The organism is Herbaspirillum sp. CF444 (assembly GCF_000282135.1).
GTDB lineage: Bacteria > Pseudomonadota > Gammaproteobacteria > Burkholderiales > Burkholderiaceae_D > Herbaspirillum.
Map to the genome: position 1 here is coordinate 1 of NZ_AKJW01000006.1, position 19,170 is coordinate 19,170.

33 protein-coding genes are annotated in these 19,170 nt (G+C 55.2%); all 33 read left to right on the plus strand.

What is annotated here, in order from left to right:
- Positions 1 to 86: 86 nt before the first annotated feature.
- The gene (rpsJ, locus tag PMI16_RS00385; RefSeq protein ID WP_006464935.1) at positions 87 to 404 is read left to right on the plus strand and encodes a 30S ribosomal protein S10; all 318 of its coding nucleotides are present in this window, start codon (positions 87 to 89) and stop codon (positions 402 to 404) included.
- 195 nt (positions 405 to 599) lie between these two features.
- Entirely contained in the window at positions 600 to 1,256 is a 657-nt protein-coding gene (rplC, locus tag PMI16_RS00390) for a 50S ribosomal protein L3 (protein ID WP_007875299.1), read from the plus strand.
- Positions 1,257 to 1,259: 3 nt separating this feature from the next.
- Positions 1,260 to 1,880 (plus strand): 50S ribosomal protein L4, encoded by a 621-nt coding sequence (gene rplD, locus PMI16_RS00395; RefSeq protein WP_007875301.1) that lies wholly within the window; start codon positions 1,260 to 1,262, stop codon positions 1,878 to 1,880.
- Positions 1,877 to 2,191: a 50S ribosomal protein L23 gene (gene rplW / locus PMI16_RS00400; RefSeq protein WP_007875303.1), complete on the plus strand. Its 315-nt coding sequence runs from the start codon at positions 1,877 to 1,879 to the stop codon at positions 2,189 to 2,191. Before rplD ends, rplW begins: the two co-directional genes overlap by 4 nt.
- Positions 2,191 to 3,018 (plus strand): 50S ribosomal protein L2, encoded by an 828-nt coding sequence (gene rplB / locus PMI16_RS00405; protein WP_007875306.1) that lies wholly within the window; start codon positions 2,191 to 2,193, stop codon positions 3,016 to 3,018. The genes rplW and rplB overlap by 1 nt, the downstream gene beginning before the upstream one ends.
- Before the next feature lie 9 nt (positions 3,019 to 3,027).
- Positions 3,028 to 3,303, plus strand: a complete 276-nt coding sequence (gene rpsS / locus PMI16_RS00410) for a 30S ribosomal protein S19 (RefSeq protein ID WP_007875308.1) — start codon at positions 3,028 to 3,030, stop codon at positions 3,301 to 3,303.
- A gap of 6 nt (positions 3,304 to 3,309) precedes the next feature.
- Entirely contained in the window at positions 3,310 to 3,642 is a 333-nt protein-coding gene (rplV, locus tag PMI16_RS00415) for a 50S ribosomal protein L22 (RefSeq protein WP_183381547.1), read from the plus strand.
- 9 nt (positions 3,643 to 3,651) lie between these two features.
- Positions 3,652 to 4,470 (plus strand): 30S ribosomal protein S3, encoded by an 819-nt coding sequence (gene rpsC / locus PMI16_RS00420; RefSeq protein ID WP_007875313.1) that lies wholly within the window; start codon positions 3,652 to 3,654, stop codon positions 4,468 to 4,470.
- A 2-nt stretch (positions 4,471 to 4,472) separates the two neighbouring features.
- Positions 4,473 to 4,892 carry a 50S ribosomal protein L16 gene (gene rplP, locus PMI16_RS00425; RefSeq protein WP_007875315.1) on the plus strand — a complete coding sequence of 140 codons (420 nt, stop codon included), beginning with the start codon at positions 4,473 to 4,475 and terminating at the stop codon, positions 4,890 to 4,892.
- A 12-nt stretch (positions 4,893 to 4,904) separates the two neighbouring features.
- Positions 4,905 to 5,096 carry a 50S ribosomal protein L29 gene (gene rpmC / locus PMI16_RS00430; protein WP_007875317.1) on the plus strand — a complete coding sequence of 64 codons (192 nt, stop codon included), beginning with the start codon at positions 4,905 to 4,907 and terminating at the stop codon, positions 5,094 to 5,096.
- Entirely contained in the window at positions 5,093 to 5,365 is a 273-nt protein-coding gene (gene rpsQ / locus PMI16_RS00435; RefSeq protein WP_007875319.1) for a 30S ribosomal protein S17, read from the plus strand. The genes rpmC and rpsQ overlap by 4 nt, the downstream gene beginning before the upstream one ends.
- Before the next feature lie 202 nt (positions 5,366 to 5,567).
- Positions 5,568 to 5,936 carry a 50S ribosomal protein L14 gene (gene rplN / locus PMI16_RS00440; RefSeq protein WP_006464924.1) on the plus strand — a complete coding sequence of 123 codons (369 nt, stop codon included), beginning with the start codon at positions 5,568 to 5,570 and terminating at the stop codon, positions 5,934 to 5,936.
- A gap of 9 nt (positions 5,937 to 5,945) precedes the next feature.
- On the plus strand, positions 5,946 to 6,260 hold the full coding sequence (gene rplX, locus PMI16_RS00445) for a 50S ribosomal protein L24 (RefSeq protein ID WP_007875321.1): 315 nt from the start codon (positions 5,946 to 5,948) through the stop codon (positions 6,258 to 6,260).
- A 6-nt stretch (positions 6,261 to 6,266) separates the two neighbouring features.
- Positions 6,267 to 6,806 carry a 50S ribosomal protein L5 gene (rplE, locus tag PMI16_RS00450; protein WP_007875323.1) on the plus strand — a complete coding sequence of 180 codons (540 nt, stop codon included), beginning with the start codon at positions 6,267 to 6,269 and terminating at the stop codon, positions 6,804 to 6,806.
- Positions 6,807 to 6,813: 7 nt separating this feature from the next.
- Positions 6,814 to 7,119, plus strand: coding sequence for a 30S ribosomal protein S14 (gene rpsN, locus PMI16_RS00455; protein WP_007875333.1), 306 nt, complete (start codon positions 6,814 to 6,816; stop codon positions 7,117 to 7,119).
- Positions 7,120 to 7,133: 14 nt separating this feature from the next.
- On the plus strand, positions 7,134 to 7,529 hold the full coding sequence (gene rpsH / locus PMI16_RS00460) for a 30S ribosomal protein S8 (protein WP_007875335.1): 396 nt from the start codon (positions 7,134 to 7,136) through the stop codon (positions 7,527 to 7,529).
- Positions 7,530 to 7,539: 10 nt separating this feature from the next.
- Positions 7,540 to 8,073 (plus strand): 50S ribosomal protein L6, encoded by a 534-nt coding sequence (rplF, locus tag PMI16_RS00465; protein WP_007875337.1) that lies wholly within the window; start codon positions 7,540 to 7,542, stop codon positions 8,071 to 8,073.
- 12 nt (positions 8,074 to 8,085) lie between these two features.
- Positions 8,086 to 8,448: a 50S ribosomal protein L18 gene (gene rplR / locus PMI16_RS00470; protein WP_007875338.1), complete on the plus strand. Its 363-nt coding sequence runs from the start codon at positions 8,086 to 8,088 to the stop codon at positions 8,446 to 8,448.
- An 11-nt stretch (positions 8,449 to 8,459) separates the two neighbouring features.
- Positions 8,460 to 8,978, plus strand: coding sequence for a 30S ribosomal protein S5 (gene rpsE, locus PMI16_RS00475; RefSeq protein WP_007875340.1), 519 nt, complete (start codon positions 8,460 to 8,462; stop codon positions 8,976 to 8,978).
- A 10-nt stretch (positions 8,979 to 8,988) separates the two neighbouring features.
- Positions 8,989 to 9,168 (plus strand): 50S ribosomal protein L30, encoded by a 180-nt coding sequence (rpmD, locus tag PMI16_RS00480; protein WP_007875342.1) that lies wholly within the window; start codon positions 8,989 to 8,991, stop codon positions 9,166 to 9,168.
- Positions 9,169 to 9,195: 27 nt separating this feature from the next.
- Positions 9,196 to 9,627, plus strand: a complete 432-nt coding sequence (gene rplO / locus PMI16_RS00485) for a 50S ribosomal protein L15 (RefSeq protein WP_007875346.1) — start codon at positions 9,196 to 9,198, stop codon at positions 9,625 to 9,627.
- A 25-nt stretch (positions 9,628 to 9,652) separates the two neighbouring features.
- Positions 9,653 to 10,984 carry a preprotein translocase subunit SecY gene (gene secY / locus PMI16_RS00490; RefSeq protein WP_007875347.1) on the plus strand — a complete coding sequence of 444 codons (1,332 nt, stop codon included), beginning with the start codon at positions 9,653 to 9,655 and terminating at the stop codon, positions 10,982 to 10,984.
- A gap of 34 nt (positions 10,985 to 11,018) precedes the next feature.
- A complete protein-coding gene (infA, locus tag PMI16_RS00495; protein WP_005663428.1) occupies positions 11,019 to 11,237 on the plus strand; it encodes a translation initiation factor IF-1 in 219 nt (72 codons plus the stop codon).
- 38 nt (positions 11,238 to 11,275) lie between these two features.
- Positions 11,276 to 11,389, plus strand: a complete 114-nt coding sequence (rpmJ, locus tag PMI16_RS25115; protein WP_014004415.1) for a 50S ribosomal protein L36 — start codon at positions 11,276 to 11,278, stop codon at positions 11,387 to 11,389.
- A 28-nt stretch (positions 11,390 to 11,417) separates the two neighbouring features.
- Positions 11,418 to 11,783, plus strand: coding sequence for a 30S ribosomal protein S13 (gene rpsM / locus PMI16_RS00500; RefSeq protein ID WP_007875348.1), 366 nt, complete (start codon positions 11,418 to 11,420; stop codon positions 11,781 to 11,783).
- A gap of 43 nt (positions 11,784 to 11,826) precedes the next feature.
- Entirely contained in the window at positions 11,827 to 12,231 is a 405-nt protein-coding gene (gene rpsK / locus PMI16_RS00505) for a 30S ribosomal protein S11 (protein WP_007875349.1), read from the plus strand.
- Positions 12,232 to 12,398: 167 nt separating this feature from the next.
- Positions 12,399 to 13,022 carry a 30S ribosomal protein S4 gene (rpsD, locus tag PMI16_RS00510; protein ID WP_007875350.1) on the plus strand — a complete coding sequence of 208 codons (624 nt, stop codon included), beginning with the start codon at positions 12,399 to 12,401 and terminating at the stop codon, positions 13,020 to 13,022.
- A 105-nt stretch (positions 13,023 to 13,127) separates the two neighbouring features.
- Positions 13,128 to 14,105: a DNA-directed RNA polymerase subunit alpha gene (locus PMI16_RS00515; protein ID WP_007875351.1), complete on the plus strand. Its 978-nt coding sequence runs from the start codon at positions 13,128 to 13,130 to the stop codon at positions 14,103 to 14,105.
- Between the two features lie 182 nt (positions 14,106 to 14,287).
- Entirely contained in the window at positions 14,288 to 14,677 is a 390-nt protein-coding gene (rplQ, locus tag PMI16_RS00520; RefSeq protein WP_007875352.1) for a 50S ribosomal protein L17, read from the plus strand.
- A 383-nt stretch (positions 14,678 to 15,060) separates the two neighbouring features.
- On the plus strand, positions 15,061 to 15,993 hold the full coding sequence (locus PMI16_RS00525) for an ATP-binding cassette domain-containing protein (protein WP_007875353.1): 933 nt from the start codon (positions 15,061 to 15,063) through the stop codon (positions 15,991 to 15,993).
- A 27-nt stretch (positions 15,994 to 16,020) separates the two neighbouring features.
- The gene (locus PMI16_RS00530) at positions 16,021 to 16,797 is read left to right on the plus strand and encodes an ABC transporter permease (RefSeq protein ID WP_007875354.1); all 777 of its coding nucleotides are present in this window, start codon (positions 16,021 to 16,023) and stop codon (positions 16,795 to 16,797) included.
- 34 nt (positions 16,798 to 16,831) lie between these two features.
- Positions 16,832 to 17,164: a divalent-cation tolerance protein CutA gene (gene cutA / locus PMI16_RS00535; protein WP_007875355.1), complete on the plus strand. Its 333-nt coding sequence runs from the start codon at positions 16,832 to 16,834 to the stop codon at positions 17,162 to 17,164.
- A gap of 37 nt (positions 17,165 to 17,201) precedes the next feature.
- Positions 17,202 to 18,977: a protein-disulfide reductase DsbD gene (gene dsbD / locus PMI16_RS00540; protein WP_034378680.1), complete on the plus strand. Its 1,776-nt coding sequence runs from the start codon at positions 17,202 to 17,204 to the stop codon at positions 18,975 to 18,977.
- The last annotated feature ends 193 nt before the right edge of the window (positions 18,978 to 19,170 follow it).

The following is a 19,170-nucleotide window of genomic DNA, read 5'->3' on the forward strand; positions in this document are numbered from 1 at the left end:
GATCCTGCCTGACGCGTAATAAGTAATAACTATTTATCATTGCCGCGGATGGCTGTCATCCGCGGTTCGTTCTTTAAAGGAAAATCATGTCAGTTCCTAGCCAAAAAATTCGTATCCGCCTGAAGGCATTCGACTATCGTCTGATCGACCAATCCGCACTGGAAATCGTCGATACGGCAAAGCGCACCGGCGCCGTCGTCAAGGGTCCGGTTCCGCTGCCGACACGCATTCAGCGTTTCGACGTTCTGCGTTCCCCGCACGTCAACAAGACTTCGCGCGATCAATTCGAAATCCGCACGCACCAACGCCTGATGGATATCGTCGATCCGACCGACAAGACTGTCGATGCATTGATGAAGCTGGATCTGCCGGCTGGCGTTGATGTAGAAATCAAGCTGCAATAAGCATTTGCAGCAAGTGTTGTAAAAAGTATGGTCGGATAAAACTTTGACATACCACGACACTGTCGGGTATTGCAAATAAAAATTTACCCGGTTATACTGATCGGCTTCGGTGGAGTCGCGGGATTCGTGACTCCACATATTTTAGTTGTACAAACATCAGCCCCGCCCAATCGCAGGCGGGAATGGAGAAAAACAATGAGCCTAGGCCTTGTTGGTCGCAAGGTTGGTATGATGCGTATCTTCACGGAAGACGGGGATTCTATTCCTGTGACCGTGTTGGATGTGTCGAACAATCGCGTGACCCAAATCAAAACGCCTGAAGTGGATGGTTATTCCGCTGTTCAGGTCGCATTCGGTCAGCGTCGCGCCTCGCGTGTGACTAAAGCTGCTGCCGGTCACTACGCCAAAGCTGGCGTTGAAGCCGGGACCGTTCTGAAAGAATTCCGCATTGATGCAGCCAAGGCTGCCGAGTTGAAAGCTGGCGACGTCGTCGCTGCAAGCTTGTTCGAAGCTGGTCAGAAAGTGGACGTGCAAGGCGTGTCCATCGGTAAGGGCTATGCTGGTACGATCAAGCGTTACAACTTTGCATCCGGTCGCGCATCGCACGGTAACTCCCGTTCGCACAATGTTCCAGGTTCCATCGGTATGGCGCAGGATCCAGGTCGTGTTTTCCCTGGCAAGCGCATGACCGGTCACCTGGGTGACGTTACCTGCACAGTACAAAACCTCGAAATCGCACGCATCGACGCTGAGCGTCAATTGCTGATGGTCAAGGGTGCTGTTCCAGGCGCGAAAAATGGCCAAGTGGTCGTTTCCCCGGCAGTTAAAGTTAAAGTCAAGAAGGGAGCCTAATTCATGGAACTCAAGCTCCTGAATGATCAAGGTCAAGCCGCATCGAACGTCGCTGCTCCTGACACCATTTTTGGTCGTGATTACAACGAAGCACTGATTCACCAGGTCGTCGTGGCTTATCAAGCCAATGCTCGCAGCGGTAACCGCAAGCAAAAAGATCGTGAAGAAGTGCATCACACAACCAAGAAGCCGTGGCGCCAAAAGGGTACTGGCCGCGCTCGTGCCGGTATGTCGTCTTCGCCACTGTGGCGTGGCGGTGGTCGTATTTTCCCGAACTCGCCTGACGAAAACTTCTCGCACAAAGTCAACAAGAAGATGTATCGCGCAGGTGTCTGCTCGATTCTGTCCCAGTTGGCTCGCGAAGGTCGTCTGTCGATCGTCGAGAATTTCTCGGTCGAAGCACCGAAGACCAAGCTGCTGTCCGAAAAGCTGAAGGTCATGGGTCTGGACTCCGTTCTGGTCATTACTGACACGCTGGACGAAAACCTGTTGCTCGCGTCGCGCAACCTGGCGAACGTGCTGGTTGTCGAGCCGCGTCAAGCTGATCCAGTCTCCCTGGTGTTCTACAAGAAAGTGCTGATCACCAAGCAAGCACTGGCTAAGATTGAGGAGTTGCTGGCATGAACGCAATTAAACATAGCGAAGAGCGCTTGATGAAAGTGCTGCTGGCGCCGGTGATCTCTGAAAAGGCAACTTTCGTCGCCGAGAAGAACGAGCAAGTCGTTTTTCTGGTAACGCAAGATGCGACCAAGCTGGAAGTCAAGGCTGCGGTCGAACTGCTGTTCAAGGTTCAAGTGGAGTCTGTTCAGGTCGCGAATCGTCAAGGTAAGCAAAAACGTTCCGGCCGTTCGGTTGGTCGTCGCAACCACACACGTCGCGCATTTGTCAGCCTGAAGCCCGGTCAAGAAATCAACTTCACCGAGGAGGCTAAATAATGGCACTCGTAAAAGTTAAGCCAACCTCGCCCGGTCGGCGCGGTATGGTCAAGGTCGTCAACAGCGACCTGTACAAGGGCCGTCCGTTTGCCGCCCTGATCGAAAAGAAGTCCAAGACTGCTGGTCGTAACAACAACGGTCACATCACCACCCGTCATATCGGTGGCGGCCACAAGCAACACTACCGCGTTGTCGACTTCCGTCGCAACAAGGACGGTATCGTTGCCAAGGTCGAGCGTATCGAATACGACCCGAACCGTACTGCGCACATCGCTCTGCTGTGCTACGCAGACGGCGAACGCAAGTACATCATCGCTCCTAAGGGCATTGCTGTCGGCGATCAACTGGTCAGTGGTTCCGAAGCGCCGATCAAGGCTGGTAACGCTCTGCCGATCCGCAATATTCCTGTCGGTACAACAATCCACTGCGTGGAAATGTTGCCGGGCAAGGGTGCCCAGATCGCTCGTACAGCAGGCGCCGGCGTTGTGCTGATGGCACGCGAAGGTACTTACGCTCAGGTTCGTCTGCGCTCCGGCGAAGTGCGCCGCATTCACATCGAATGCCGTGCAACGATCGGTGAAGTCGGCAACGGCGAGCACAATCTGCGCAAGATTGGTAAGGCTGGTGCAATGCGTTGGCGCGGTGTTCGCCCGACAGTGCGTGGTGTGGTCATGAATCCGGTCGATCACCCGCACGGTGGTGGTGAAGGTAAGACTGCAGCAGGTCGTCATCCGGTTTCGCCGTGGGGTCAACAGACCAAGGGCAAGAAGACACGCAGCAACAAGCGTACGACTTCAATGATTGTCTCGCGCCGCGGCAAGAAATAAGGATAAAACATGACACGTTCATTGAAAAAAGGTCCATTCTGCGACGCCCACCTGGTTAAAAAGGTTGAGGCAGCTCAAGCGACCAAAGACAAGAAGCCAATCAAGACATGGTCCCGTCGTTCGACAATCATGCCGGATTTCATCGGTTTGACGATCGCGGTGCACAACGGCAAGCAACACGTGCCGGTTTATGTGTCCGAAAACATGGTTGGTCATAAGCTCGGCGAATTCGCGCTGACCCGTACGTTCAAGGGTCACGCCGCCGATAAGAAGGCTAAGAAATAAGGTCCTATGATGGAAACTAAAGCTACCCTGCGTGGTGTGCACCTGTCGGCTCAGAAGGGCCGTCTGGTCGCAGACCTGATCCGCGGCAAAAAAGTTGATCAAGCACTGAATATCTTGGCCTTCAGCCCTAAAAAGGGTGCGGTCATCATCAAGAAGGTTCTGGAGTCCGCAATCGCGAACGCCGAACACAATGATGGCGCCGACATTGACGAGCTCAAGGTCAAGACCATTTATGTGGAAAAAGGTACGGTCCTCAAGCGCTTCACAGCGCGTGCAAAAGGCCGTGGTGATCGTATTTCCAAGCAATCCTGTCACATTTACGTGACTGTCGGAAACTAAGGAGTCACGATGGGACAGAAGATTCATCCAACCGGTTTCCGTCTGGCGGTTACACGTAACTGGGGATCGCGCTGGTATGCAGGCAATAACAATTTTGCCGACATGCTCAACGAAGATCTGAAGGTTCGTGCTTACCTGAAGACAAAACTGAAGAACGCTTCGGTTGGTCGCGTCGTTATCGAGCGTCCGGCGAAGAATGCCCGCATCACCATTTACAGCTCCCGTCCAGGCGTTGTGATCGGTAAGAAGGGTGAAGACATCGAAGTGCTGAAGGCAGCGCTGGGTAAATTGATGGGCGTGCCGGTGCACGTCAACATCGAAGAAATCCGCAAGCCGGAAGCCGATGCTCAGCTGATCGCCGACTCGATCGCTCAACAGCTCGAAAAGCGTATTATGTTCCGCCGCGCCATGAAGCGTGCGATGCAGAACGCAATGCGTCTGGGCGCTCAGGGCATCAAGATCATGTCGTCCGGTCGTCTGAACGGCATCGAAATTGCGCGTAAGGAATGGTATCGCGAAGGCCGCGTGCCTCTGCACACCCTGCGCGCTGATATCGACTACGGTTTCGGCGAGGCACAAACCACCTACGGCATCATCGGTATCAAGGTTTGGGTTTACAAGGGCGATCGTCTGGCTAACGGCGAAGCACCAGTGTTGGTCGGTGAGCCGGAAGACGACAAGAAGCGTCGCGGTCCACGTCGTGACGATGGCAAGCCAGGTGCTCGTCCTCGTTCGAAGACCGGTGGTGCTCCAGCAGGTGCGGGTGCCAAGCGTGCTCCACGTCAAGCTGCCGATGCCGGTGTGTCGGCTGAGAAAGCAGGAGAATAATCATGCTGCAACCAGCACGTAGAAAATATCGTAAAGAACAAAAAGGTCGCAATACGGGTATCTCGCACTCGCGTGGTACAGCCGTATCGTTTGGTGAGTTCGGTCTGAAAGCAGTTGGTCGTGGTCGTATCACGGCACGTCAGATCGAAGCCGCTCGTCGCGCTATGACCCGTCACATCAAACGTGGCGGTCGTATCTGGATTCGCGTTTTCCCGGACAAGCCGATTTCCCAAAAGCCTGCTGAAGTGCGTATGGGTAACGGTAAGGGTAATCCAGAGTACTACGTGGCTGAAATTCAGCCAGGTAAGATGCTGTACGAGATGGATGGTGTTGACGAAGCTCTGGCGCGTGAAGCGTTCCGCTTGGCAGCAGCCAAATTGCCACTGTCGACGACTTTTGTTGTTCGTCAAGTCGGTCAATAATAGGAGCGGAATATGAAAGCATCTGAACTCCGTGGTAAAGACGAAGCGGCTCTGGCCAAAGAACTGAATGAGCTGTTGAAGGCTCAATTCAGCTTGCGCATGCAAGTGGCTACGCAGCAACTGAACAATACCGCGCAACTGAAGAAAGTACGTCGCGATATCGCACGTGTGAAAACAGTCATCAATTCGAAGGGTCAACAATGAACGATCAAGTGAAACAAGCGCTCAAGCGCACGCTGATTGGCAAGGTTGTGTCCGACAAGATGGATAAGACTGTTACCGTTCTGATCGAGCGTCACGTCAAGCATCCGCTGTACGGCAAAATCATCGTGCGTACCAACAAGTACCACGCTCATGATGAGTCGAACCAGGCGAAGACTGGCGATACAGTCGAGATCCAGGAAGGTCGTCCTATCTCCAAGACCAAAGCTTGGAGCGTGACACGCGTTGTACAAGTGGCACAGATTGTATAAGTAAGGCTTGCAGACTGAGCATTATGGTGCCATAATGCTCAGCTCTTCTTTTGCTTCTTGGTGTTTGGCAAGGGTAAGAGGCAAGATGCAGTTACGTAGCTTAATCGTCCCCTAACTAGCGAGTTCGCTTGCTAACAGGACCAAGACTGACCGCGATTCACATTGTGTGATTTGAGCGGATTAAGTTGGGAAAGAAAATATCATGATTCAAACTGAAAGCCGGCTCGAAGTGGCCGACAACACTGGTGCGCGCGAAGTTTTGTGCATCAAAGTCTTGGGTGGTTCCAAGCGCCGTTACGCAGGCATCGGCGACGTGATTAAAGTTACCGTGAAGAGCGCAGCTCCACGCGGTCGCGTCAAAAAAGGTGAAATTTACAACGCTGTCGTCGTTCGTACCGCCAAGGGCGTGCGTCGTCAGGATGGTTCCCTGGTCAAGTTCGACGGCAATGCAGCCGTTCTGCTGAATGCCAAGCTGGAACCAATCGGTACCCGTATTTTCGGGCCAGTTACTCGTGAGCTGCGTACAGAGCGCTTCATGAAGATCGTCTCTCTGGCGCCTGAAGTTCTGTAAGGAGTGGTCATGGGAAAGATTCGTAAGAACGATGAAGTCATCGTGCTGACCGGCAAAGACAAAGGTAAGCGCGGTGTGGTAACTCAGCGTGTCAGCGCTGATTACGTTGTTGTTGAAGGCGTCAACGTCGCTAAAAAAGCGACTAAGCCTAATCCAATGACTGGTGCAACTGGCGGCATCGTCGATAAGCTGATGCCAATTCATGTGTCGAACATCGCATTGTTTAATGCGGCGTCCGGCAAGGCAGATCGCGTGGGTTTCAAGAGCGTGGACGGCAAGAAAGTCCGTGCTTACAAATCCAGCGGCGAAGTTGTTAAGGTTTAATAGATCATGGCACGTCTCCAAGAGTTCTATAAAGAAAAAGTCGTTGCCGACTTGACTGCTAAGTACGCTTATAAGTCGGTAATGGAAGTTCCGCGCATTCTGAAGATCACATTGAACATGGGTCTGTCGGAAGCTGTTGCGGATAAGAAAATCATCGAGCACGCTGTCGGCGATTTGACCAAGATTGCTGGTCAGAAGCCGGTCGTGACCAAGGCGCGTAAGGCGATCGCGGGTTTCAAGATCCGTGAAGGCTATCCGATTGGTTGCATGGTGACCCTGCGTGGCGCCCAGATGTACGAGTTCCTGGATCGTTTCATCACCGTGGCTCTGCCGCGCGTGCGTGACTTCCGTGGTGTCTCCGGTCGTGCTTTCGATGGTCGTGGCAACTACAATATCGGTGTGAAAGAGCAGATCATTTTCCCCGAAATTGAATACGACAAAATCGATGCGCTGCGTGGCTTGAATATCAGCATCACGACAACCGCGAAGACCGACGACGAAGCGAAAGCGCTCCTCGCCGCATTTAAATTTCCGTTCAGAAACTGAGGCTGCCATGGCAAAACTGGCACTGATTAACCGTGAACAAAAGCGTGCAGATCTGGTGAAGAAATACGCCGGCAAGCGCGCTGAGTTGAAGGCTATCATCGACGACCAATCCAAGTCGGAAGAAGAACGTTACGAAGCGCGCCTGAAGTTGCAAGCGCTGCCGCGTAACTCGGCTCCGACCCGCCAACGTAACCGTTGCGCACTGACAGGTCGTCCACGTGGCACATTCCGTAAATTCGGTTTGGGTCGTATTAAGGTCCGTGAAATCGCCATGCGTGGTGAAATCCCGGGTTTGACTAAAGCCAGCTGGTAATAGGAGAACAAGCAATGAGTATGAGCGATCCTATCGCCGATATGCTGACCCGTATCCGCAATGCGCAAGTTGTGCAAAAGACGACCGTAGCAATGCCGTCGTCGAAAGTCAAAATCGCAATTGCAAACGTCCTCAAGGACGAGGGCTATATCGAAGATTTCGCCGTGGCTGAAGCCGGCGGCAAAGCAGAACTGAAAATCGGCCTGAAGTACTACGCCGGTCGTCCAGTTATCGAGCGCCTCGAGCGCGTGTCCCGTCCCGGCCTGCGTATTTACAAAGGCAAGGACGAGATTCCTAACGTGATGAACGGCCTGGGTGTGGCAATCGTTTCCACTCCACGTGGCGTCATGACAGATCGCAAAGCGCGCGCTACCGGTGTCGGTGGCGAAGTGATTTGCTACGTGGCCTAAGGAGTGCAATATGTCTCGTGTTGGTAAAATGCCGATTGCACTGCCGAGTGGCGCGGAAGCGACCATTACTGCAGCGCAGATCACAGTAAAAGGCCCGTTGGGCTCGCTTTCCCAGCCATTGACTGGCCTGGTGAAGGTTGCAAACAACAATGGCACGCTGAACTTCGAGGCTGCAAATGACAGCCGTGAAGCAAATGCGATGTCCGGTACCCTGCGTGCGTTGGTCAATAACATGGTCAACGGTGTCACTAAGGGTTTCGAAAAGAAGCTGAACTTGGTTGGTGTGGGTTTCCGCGCTCAAGCACAAGGCGACAAGTTGAATCTGTCGCTGGGCTTTTCGCACCCAGTCGTTCACCAGATGCCACAAGGCATCAAGTGTGAAACCCCGACTCAAACCGAGATCTTAATCAAGGGTATCGACCGCCAAGTAGTTGGCCAGGTCGCCGCTGAAATCCGTGCATATCGTCAGCCAGAGCCTTACAAGGGCAAGGGCGTTCGTTATTCGGATGAAGTGGTTGTACTCAAAGAAACCAAGAAGAAGTAATAGGGGTTGACGATGGACAAGAAACAATCACGTCTGCGCCGCGCGACTCAAACCCGTGCCAAGATCGCAGAATTAAAGGTCAATCGCCTGGCCGTGCATCGTACCAACACGCACATCTACGCGAGCATCATCGGCCCCGACGCAAACGTCCTGGCTTCGGCATCGACGTTGGAAGCAGAAGTGCGCCAACAGTTGGCTGGCCAAACCGGCAAGGGCGGCAACGCTGCTGCCGCGACACTGGTAGGCAAGCGCGTCGCCGAGAAGGCACTGAAAGCTGGAGTCACCGAAGTAGCGTTTGACCGCTCCGGTTTCCGTTATCACGGTCGCGTCAAAGCGCTGGCTGAAGCTGCGCGTGAAGCCGGCCTGAAGTTCTAAGGAAAATCATCATGGCAAAAATGCAATCCAAAACGCAAAGCGACAAGCCAGATGACGGCATGCGCGAAAAAATGATCGCGGTCAACCGTGTCACCAAGGTGGTGAAGGGTGGTCGTATCATGGGTTTCGCAGCGCTGGCAGTTGTTGGTGACGGCGATGGCCGCATCGGCATGGGCAAGGGCAAGTCGAAGGAAGTGCCAGTTGCAGTGCAGAAGGCAATGGAAGAAGCCCGTCGCAAGATGATCAAGGTCACCTTGAAGAACGGTACTCTGCAACACACAGTCACCGGCAAGCATGGCGCATCGTCTGTTCTGATGTCGCCGGCCAAAGACGGTACTGGCGTGATCGCCGGTGGTCCAATGCGCGCAATTTTCGAAGTGATGGGCGTGACCAACGTCGTTGCTAAGTCGAATGGTTCCACCAATCCTTACAACATGGTCCGTGCAACACTCGACGGTTTGGCCAAAATGAACACTCCAGCAGAAATTGCAGCCAAGCGCGGCAAGTCTGTTGAAGACATCCTGGGCTAAGGTGAAACAGATGGCAAACACAATCAAAGTACAACTGGTCAAGGGTTTGATCGGTACTCGCCAAGACCACCGTGCAACAGTGCGCGGTCTGGGACTGCGTCGCGTGAATTCGGTCTCCGAATTGCAAGACACTCCATCGGTTCGCGGCATGATCAACAAAGTGTCCTATCTTGTGAAAGTGGTTTCGTAAGCCTTGGGCTTGCGAACGGAGCAAATCATGGAATTAAACACAATCCAACCCGCAGAAGGCGCCAAGCACTACAAGCGTCGCGTCGGTCGTGGTATCGGTTCTGGCCTGGGCAAGACAGCCGGCCGTGGTCACAAGGGTCAAAAATCGCGTTCGGGCGGTTTCCATAAAGTCGGCTTCGAAGGCGGTCAGATGCCTCTGCAACGTCGTCTGCCAAAGCGCGGTTTCAAGTCGCTGGCAACGCCGTACAAGGCTGAAGTTCGTTTGTCCGACCTGGAAAGCTTGCCAGTTGGCGAAGTCGATATCCTGGCACTGAAGCAAGCCGGTATCGTTCCTGAGCTGGCCAAGGTTGTCCGCATCATTTTGTCGGGCGAGCTGACCAAGAAAGTAACAGTCAAAGGTCTGATTGCTACCAAGGGCGCTAAAGCAGCTATTGAAGCTGCCGGTGGTTCGGTAGCTTAATCTGACAGTTGACGCGGAGCATTAATTGGCGACTACACCCCAACTTGCTAAAGGCGCTGCAAAAGGTTTCCCTTGGGGCCGTTTGTGGTTTTTGCTGGCGGCATTAGTTGTATATCGCATCGGTGCTCACATTCCTGTGCCAGGAATTGACCCGACGCAGTTGGCGCAATTGTTCAAACAAAATCAGGGCGGCATTCTGGGCATGTTCAACATGTTCTCCGGTGGTGCTCTGTCGCGTTTCACAATTTTCGCTCTTGGGATCATGCCGTATATCTCGGCGTCGATCATCATGCAGTTGCTGTCGGTGGTATCGCCGCAACTGGAAGCGTTGAAAAAAGAAGGTGAAGCCGGGCGTCGCAAGATCACCCAGTACACCCGCTACGGCACCCTGGTGCTGGCAACGTTCCAGGCGCTGGGTATTGCCGTCGCATTGGAATCGCAAGCTGGTCTTGTGTTGGATCCGGGTCTGGCGTTCCGCCTGACAACGGTCGTGACGCTGGTGACCGGTACGATGTTCCTGATGTGGCTGGGCGAGCAAATTACAGAGCGTGGCTTGGGTAATGGTATTTCCATCATTATTTTCGCCGGTATCGCAGCTGGTTTGCCGAACGCATTGGGTGGTTTGTTTGAGCTGGTCCGTACGGGCTCGATGAACGCATTGTCGGCAATTCTGATCTGCCTGATCGTCGCCTTGGTGACGTTCCTGGTGGTGTTCATTGAACGCGGCCAGCGCAAGATTCTGGTGAACTATGCGAAACGCCAGGTTGGCAACAAGATTTACGGCGGTCAAAGCAGTCATTTGCCGTTGAAGCTGAATATGGCTGGTGTGATTCCTCCCATTTTTGCTTCGTCGATCATCTTGTTCCCGGCGACGATCACGAGCTGGTTCACTTCCGGCGATACATCGAATCCTTTCATTCGTTTCCTGAAGGATTTGGCAGCATCGATGGCGCCAGGCGAACCGATTCATGCGCTGCTGTATGCGATCGCAATTGTTTTCTTCTGTTTTTTCTATACTGCGTTGGTATTCAACAGCAAAGAAACTGCAGATAACCTGAAAAAGAGCGGCGCGTTTGTTCCCGGTATTCGTCCTGGTGATCAAACAGCACGCTACATCGACAAGATCTTGATGCGCTTGACGTTGGCTGGTGCGGTGTACATCACACTGGTTTGCTTGTTGCCGGAATTCCTGATCGCACGTTGGAAGGTGCCTTTCTACTTCGGTGGAACTTCTCTTCTGATTATTGTGGTCGTCACCATGGATTTCATGGCGCAGGTTCAGAATTATGTAATGTCACAGCAGTATGAATCGTTGCTTCGTAAGGCAAATTTCAAGGGCGGCATGACTTCACGATAGGTGAAGGGTAGCGTCCAAAGGAACAGACGACGGAATGGCAAAAGACGACGTTATTCAGATGCAAGGCGAGATTCTGGAGAATCTGCCTAATGCGACATTCAGAGTTAAGTTGGAAAACGGACATGTTGTACTCGGCCATATTTCCGGGAAAATGCGGATGAACTATATTCGCATCCTCCCTGGAGATAAGGTGACAGTGGAACTGACTCCTTATGATTTGAGCCGGGCACGTATCGTGTTCCGTACCAAGTAGTGTGAAACGAACCTAGTATTGAAAGAAAGAGGGCCACAATGAAAGTGCTCGCATCAGTCAAGCGGATCTGCCGCAACTGCAAAATCATCAAGCGCAAAGGCGTAGTTCGTGTGATCTGCACAGAACCGCGTCATAAACAGCGCCAAGGTTAATTTAACGTTATTGATCGAGGAATAACGCATGGCACGTATTGCAGGGGTGAATATCCCCAACCATCAGCACACTGTTATCGGCCTGACAGCCATCTACGGTGTTGGCCGCCCACGCGCAGAAGAAATCTGCGTCGCTACGGGTGTTCCGACCAACAAAAAGGTCAAGGATCTGGACGATAACGAGCTGGAAAAGCTTCGTGACGAAATTGCAAAATTCGTCGTCGAAGGTGACCTGCGTCGCGAACTGTCCATGAACATCAAGCGTTTGATGGATCTGGGCTGCTACCGTGGTATGCGTCACCGTAAGGGCTTGCCTTGCCGTGGCCAACGTACCCGCACCAATGCACGTACTCGCAAGGGTCCGCGCAAGGCTGCTCAATCGTTGAAGAAATAATCCCGGTACCCGCTAGTCGATTATCGGAATCAAGGAAATAATTATGGCAAAAGCCCCAAATAACGCCGCAGCAGCACGTGTGCGCAAGAAAGTTAAGAAGAACGTTGCAGAAGGTATCGCTCACGTTCACGCTTCCTTCAACAATACCATCATCACGATCACTGATCGCCAAGGTAATGCTTTGTCTTGGGCGACTTCGGGTGGTGCCGGTTTCAAGGGTTCGCGTAAATCGACTCCGTTTGCTGCTCAGGTCGCTGCTGAAGCCGCCGGCAAGGTTGCAATCGAATGCGGTATCAAGAATCTGGAAGTGCGCATCAAGGGCCCAGGCCCAGGTCGTGAATCGGCCGTCCGCGCACTGAACAATCTGGGCATCAAGATCACCCAGATCCAGGACGTGACTCCGGTCCCGCACAACGGCTGCCGCCCACCAAAGCGTCGTCGTATCTAATTTGTAGTATAATCTTGCGCTTTCGCAGAATCTGCGGAAGCGTCGGAAATCACCCGCCAATGACCTTGGCGGGTTTTGTTCTTAAGCCCACTGTTTGATAGCACGCAGATCAAACTAGCGTTCAGGCCAGCGATGGTCTTGGGACGTCATTTAATAAAGGAAATACCGTGGCACGTTATATCGGACCAAAAGCAAAACTTTCCCGCCGCGAAGGCACCGACCTGTTCCTGAAGAGCGCACGTCGCTCGCTGGATTCCAAGTGCAAACTGGATTCCAAGCCAGGTCAACACGGTCGCACTTCCGGTGCTCGTACTTCGGATTACGGCAACCAATTGCGCGAAAAGCAAAAGGTCAAGCGTATCTACGGCGTACTCGAGCGCCAATTCCGCCGCTACTTCGCTGAAGCGGACCGTCGCAAGGGCAACACCGGCGAAACACTGCTGAAGTTGCTGGAAGCCCGTCTGGACAACGTCGTTTATCGCATGGGCTTCGGCTCGACCCGCGCTGAAGCGCGTCAGCTGGTGTCCCACAAGGCGCTGACTGTCAACGGTATCGTCGTGAACATCGCTTCGTACCAGGTCAAGGCTGGCGACGTCGTTGCCGTTCGCGAAAAAGCCAAGAAGCAAGTGCGTATCGCTGAAGCCCTGTCGCTGGCCGAGCAATCCGGTTTCCCATCGTGGGTTTCCGTCGATGCCAAGAAGCTCGAAGGTATTTACAAGACCTCCCCGGACCGTAACGAAATCGCCAACGACGTCAACGAATCGCTGATCGTCGAATTGTATTCGCGTTAATCCGTATCCTGAGTTTTCCCCGTGCCCACCTCTAGGTGGGCATTTTTCCGACATGCCATCAGCCTTATCGGTGTAACGAACCGAGGGTATTGAAAAGGACATTTCATGCAAAATAGTTTGTTGAAGCCACGTATCATCGAAGTTGAAGCGCTCGGCGCCGGTCACGCAAAGGTCGTGATGGAGCCGTTCGAACGTGGCTATGGCCACACCCTGGGCAACGCGCTGCGCCGCGTTCTGCTGTCGTCGATGATCGGTTACGCCCCGACCGAAGTCACCATCGCCGGCGTCGTACATGAATATTCGTCCCTCGACGGCGTGCAGGAAGACGTCGTTGACATCTTGCTGAACCTGAAGGGCGTAGTCTTCAAGCTGCACAACCGCGACGAAGTCACACTGACTTTGAAGAAAGAAGGCGAAGGCGTTGTGCTGGCATCGGATATCGATCTGCCGCACGATGTCGAGCTGATCAATCCTGATCACGTGATCGCCAACCTGACCGCAGGTGGCAAGCTGGACATGCAGATCAAGGTCGAAAAGGGCCGTGGCTACGTGCCGGGCAACGTTCGCCGTCTGTCCGAAGATGCCAACAAGACCATCGGTCGCATCATCCTGGACGCATCGTTCTCGCCGGTCCGCCGCGTTTCCTACGCTGTTGAGTCCGCTCGTGTGGAACAACGTACCGACCTGGACAAGCTGGTCATCAACATCGAAACCAACGGTGTGATCACCCCGGAAGAAGCGATCCGTCAATCGGCCCGCGTCCTGGTTGATCAACTGAACGTGTTCGCTGCGCTGGAAGGCACCGAAGCGACTGCCGAAGCTCCATCGCGTGCACCGCAAGTCGATCCTATCCTGCTGCGTCCGGTCGACGACCTGGAACTGACTGTCCGTTCGGCAAACTGCCTGAAGGCCGAAAACATCTACTACATTGGCGATCTGATCCAACGTAGCGAGAATGAACTGCTGAAGACGCCGAACCTGGGCCGCAAGTCCCTGAACGAAATCAAGGAAGTTCTGGCATCCCGCGGTCTGACCCTGGGCATGAAGCTGGAAAACTGGCCGCCAGCCGGCCTGGAAAAGTAATTAAGCAATGATGACGAGCGGTTGTTTCAACCGCTCGTCATGCAGAGCAAAGAATCAAGCAGCACCGCAGTAGAAGCAAGAAGTCCTGGCAACAGGCAATAACCCAATCGATACCGGTCCGCGGCAACTAGACACTGCCGATAGAAGAACTGGATTAAAACTGTAATCTGAAAGGAAATATCATGCGTCACCGTCACGGTCTCCGTAAACTGAATCGTACTTCCTCGCACCGCCTGGCAATGCTGCGCAACATGACAGTATCCCTGCTGCGTCACGAAGCCATCAAGACAACCTTGCCAAAAGCCAAGGAACTGCGCCGCGTCGTCGAGCCTATCCTGACTCTGGGCAAGACCGATACACTGGCCAACAAGCGTCTGGCATTTTCCCGCCTGCGCGACCGTGAAATCGTCGGCAAGCTGTTCTCCGAACTGGGCCCACGTTACGCAGCACGTAACGGCGGTTACCTGCGTATCCTGAAAATGGGTTTCCGCGTCGGCGACAATGCGCCGATGGCTTTCGTTGAACTGGTCGATCGTCCGGACGTCTCCGAAGAAGCGCCAAGCGTTGAGTAATCTGCGCCGCATGCAGACATCGCATCAAGCGCGATAAGCACGATGAAGAAAAGCCAGGCTCTGCCTGGCTTTTTGCATTTTTGGCTCAAACAAAAAACAGAATACGGATAACTTCGCGCAAGCAGCAGGTCTTCTTGAAACGATTAGGAGTGTGCGTGGTCGAACGGCGGAGTGTGACCGCTCGGGTTCTCGGGATGTCGCCCCGCGATCGTGGCAATGGCAATCAACGACGGTTCTCGCCGGCAGTTCGGCTCAGCCCGTAACTCCGGTATCATCTCCGCACGCGCAACGCGGCGTAGAAATAATCATCTGCTGCAGACGCCGCCATCACAACGACAAGCGCCGACAGCAGACCGCAATAACATCGCAGCACCGGGGACAACGTGACAGAGACATCCATACTTTCGGTCAGCAAACTGCACAAGGCCTTTGGTTCCGGCGCCGAGCGCACGCCCATCATCAACGACCTGTCCTTTGCATTGCGGCCCGGCGAATGCTATGGACTGCTCGGTCCCAACGGCGCCGGCAAAACCACTACCTTGCGGCTTTGTCTCGGCTTGTCGGTGCCCGACAGCGGCGAGATCCGCCTTAACGGCCGGCCCATTCCGGATCAGGCAAGAGCGGCGCGCATGCGCGTCGGCGTGGTGCCGCAGGCGGATAATCTCGATCCCGATTTTACCGTGCAGGAAAACCTGCAAGTCTTCGGCCGTTACTTTGGCATAGCGGACGCGCTCATGGCGCAGCGGATTCCGGATCTGCTGGAGTTCGCCAATCTGACGGCCAAGAAAGATGCGCGCATCGGCGAGCTGTCCGGCGGCATGAAACGCCGGCTGACCTTGGCGCGGGCGCTGGTCAACGACCCCGACCTGATCTTCATGGACGAACCGACCACCGGCCTCGATCCGCAGGCGCGCCACATGATCTGGGAACGTCTCAAGAGCCTGCTGGCCCGCGGCAAAACCATCCTGCTGACCACGCATTTCATGGACGAGGCGGAGCGCTTGTGCGACCGCCTGGCCGTCATCGACCACGGCAGGATGATTGCCGAGGGATCGCCGCAGCAACTGATTGCTCAGCACATCGAAGCCGAAGTCCTGGAGGTCTACGGCGAAAACGCCAGGAACTGGGCGGAGCAGCACGGCCGCGATCACGCCGCCCGCATCGAGCATAGCGGCGAAACGGCGTTCTGCTACACCAATGACGCGCAATCGCTGCTGGCGACGCTGCAGCACGTGCAAGGCGTGCGCTACCTGCATCGCCCGGCCAACCTGGAAGATCTCTTCCTCAAGCTGACCGGCCGCGAAATGCGCGACTGAGGCGCGACTGAGAACAAAGGACCAGACATGACAAGCATCTACGCCCTTCCGGCATTCTCGTTGCGCTTCTATCCGATCTGGCGGCGCAACTTCCTGGTCTGGAAAAAGCTGATGGTCGCCAGCGTGCTCGGCAACATCGCCGATCCGCTGATCACCCTGATCGCCTTCGGCTACGGCCTGGGCAGCATGCTCAAGGAAGTCGATGGCATTCCCTACATCCACTACCTCGCCTCGGGCTCGATCTGCATGTCGGTCATGATGGCGTCGTCGTTCGAAGCCCTGTATTCGGCCTATTCGCGCATGAGCGTGCAGCGCACCTGGGATGCGCTGATGAACGCACCGCTGGCGCTGGACGACATCGTGCTGGCCGAGCTGCTGTGGAGCGCCACCAAGTCCCTCTTCAGCGGCGTCGCCATCCTCTGCGTGATGTTCGCGCTCGGCATTGGTCTGCATCCGCAAGTGCTGCTGGTGCTGCCGCTGCTGTTCTTCGCAGGCATGACCTTCGCCGCGCTTGGACTGATCATGAATGCGCTGGCGCGCGGCTACGACTTCTTCACCTATTACTTCACGCTGATCTTGACGCCGATGGTTTTCCTGTCGGGCGTGTATTATCCGGTTGCGCAGCTGCCGTCGTGGCTGCAGCTGGTGTCGCAGTTCCTGCCATTGAGCGCGGCCGTCAATCTGGTGCGCCCGCTGGTGCTCGGCGGCTGGCCGCAGTCGCCGTTGCTCGATCTGGCGATACTGGCGGCATATTGCTGCGGCGGTTTTTACGCGGCGATGATTTTCACGCGCCGCCGGTTTTGATGCGGATGCCGACAATACCATTCGGAGAGATGCCATGGAACAAGCCCTGCTCGTGTTGAGCAACGTCCCCGATGCCGAACTGGCAGGCACAATAGCGCGCACGCTGGTGGAACAACGACTGGCCGCCTGCGTCAATATCATGCCTGCGGTACAGTCGGTATATCAATGGCAGGGGGCCATCGAGCATGCCAGCGAGGTGACGCTGATGATCAAGACCACGCAGGCGCGCTACGCCGAACTGGAGGCGGCGATCAAGGCGGCGCATCCGTATGACGTGCCTGAAATCATCGCCATTCCGATCGCCGCCGGTCTGCCGGCCTATCTGAACTGGATCGTTGCAGAAACAAGGAAAGAGTTGAATGTTTAAGCGTTTGCTGGCCGCCGTACATACCCGATATGGCGCCATGGAGAAGACCTGGAAGAATTGCATGGCGACGCTGCTGATGGCAGCGCCCATAGCCTTGATGCTGGCGTCGACGGCGGCGCGCGCAGCGGATTATTTGTCGCCCGAAGCCGCGTTCAGGTTCTCCGCCAAAATGCTCGACGCCAGGACGCTGGAAGTCGACTATGCGATCGCCGACGGCTATTACATGTACCGCGACCGTTTCCATTTCAAGGCGGAAGGCGCGACGCTCGGCGAGCCTGATTTCCCGCACGGCAAGGTCAAGTACGACGACAACTTCCAGAAAGAAGTTGAGACCTACCATAACAGCGTCAGTATCCGCATACCGGTTGAAGCTGCCGGTCCATTCAAGTTGATCGCAAGCGGGCAGGGTTGTGCCGACAAAGGCTTGTGCTATCCGCCGATGGACACGATAGCGGCCATGTCGCCGGACGCCATCGGCCAGGTTGTGAAAGCCGGGACTGCCGACGCTGCAAACAACAGCGCCAACGGAGCAGATGTCTCCGACATGGACAAGATCGGTACAGTCCTCAAGAGCGGCAAGCTGCTGGCGGTGCTGTCGTTGTTCTTCCTGCTCGGCATCGGCCTGTCGTTTACGCCGTGCGTATTGCCCATGGTGCCCATCCTGTCGTCCATCATCGTCGGTGAAGGTGCGCAGTCCAGTCGCGGACGCGGCTTGCTGCTGTCGGTCACGTATGTACTCGGCATGGCGCTGATCTATACCGCTCTGGGTATTGCTGCCGGCATGATCGGCGAAGGCTTGTCGGCAGCCTTGCAAAATCCCTGGGTGCTGGGTCTGTTCGCCTTGCTGATGGTCGGCTTGTCGCTGTCGATGTTCGATTTCTATCAATTGCAGGTGCCGTCGGCGTTGCAGTCCAAATTGACGCAGGCATCGGAACAGCAGGGCGGCGGCAAACTGGTCGGCGTCTTCATCATGGGCGCCATCTCGGCATTGATCGTCGGTCCCTGTGTCGCAGCGCCGTTGGCCGGCGCGCTGCTCTACATCAGCCAGACACGCGACGTGGTGCTGGGCGGCAGCGCCTTGTTGGCGATGGCGATCGGCATGGGTGTGCCGCTGCTGATCATCGGTGCATCCGCCGGTGCTTTGCTGCCGCGCGCGGGCGGCTGGATGGAGTCGGTCAAGCGCTTCTTCGGCGTGCTGATGCTGGCGACGGCATTGTGGATGGTGTCGCCGGTCATTCCTGCGTGGTTGTTCGTCGCCGGGTGGGCTGCGCTCGGCATCGCTTACGGCGCGTATCTGTTGTGGAGTCAGCCGGTACGCTGGACCTCGCGTGCCTTCGGCCTGGTGTTCGCTGCCTTGGGATTGCTGCAACTGGTCAGTGTTGCCAGCGGCGGGCGCGATGCATTGGCGCCTTTGTCGCATCTGCATGGTGGAAGTGGCAGTGGCGCTCAGGCTGCGCACACCGATTTTGTGCGCGTGCGCTCGATTGCCGAACTTGATGCCGCGCTGGCGCAGACCGGCGGCAAGCCGGCGCTGCTCGACTTCTATGCGGACTGGTGCGTCTCCTGCAAGGAGATGGAAAAATTCACCTTCACCGACGCGCGCGTGCGCGAGCAGTTCTCGAACATGGTCTTGCTGCAGATCGACGTCACCGCCAACAACGCCGACGACAAAGCCATGCTCAAGCGCTTCCAGCTATTCGGGCCGCCGGGCATCATCCTGTTCGATCGCCAGGGACGGGAACTGGCGGGCAAGCGCGTGATCGGTTACCAGAGCGCCGACCAGTTCTTGCAAAGCCTGCAAGCCGTCAGGTAAACATCCGGCAACTATTTTCCGTTATCCAGAAGGCATCCTGCACCGAACGGTTCGCGTCATAGCTCAAGGTTATTAGGTTAGGCATTAATAGTTGTTGGAACGCGGTCGACATAGACGCTATAGTTAACATCCTGTTTCAGGGTGCGTTCCACGATCTGCCAAGTTGCATGGTTGCCGAAACGAAGCGCACTCC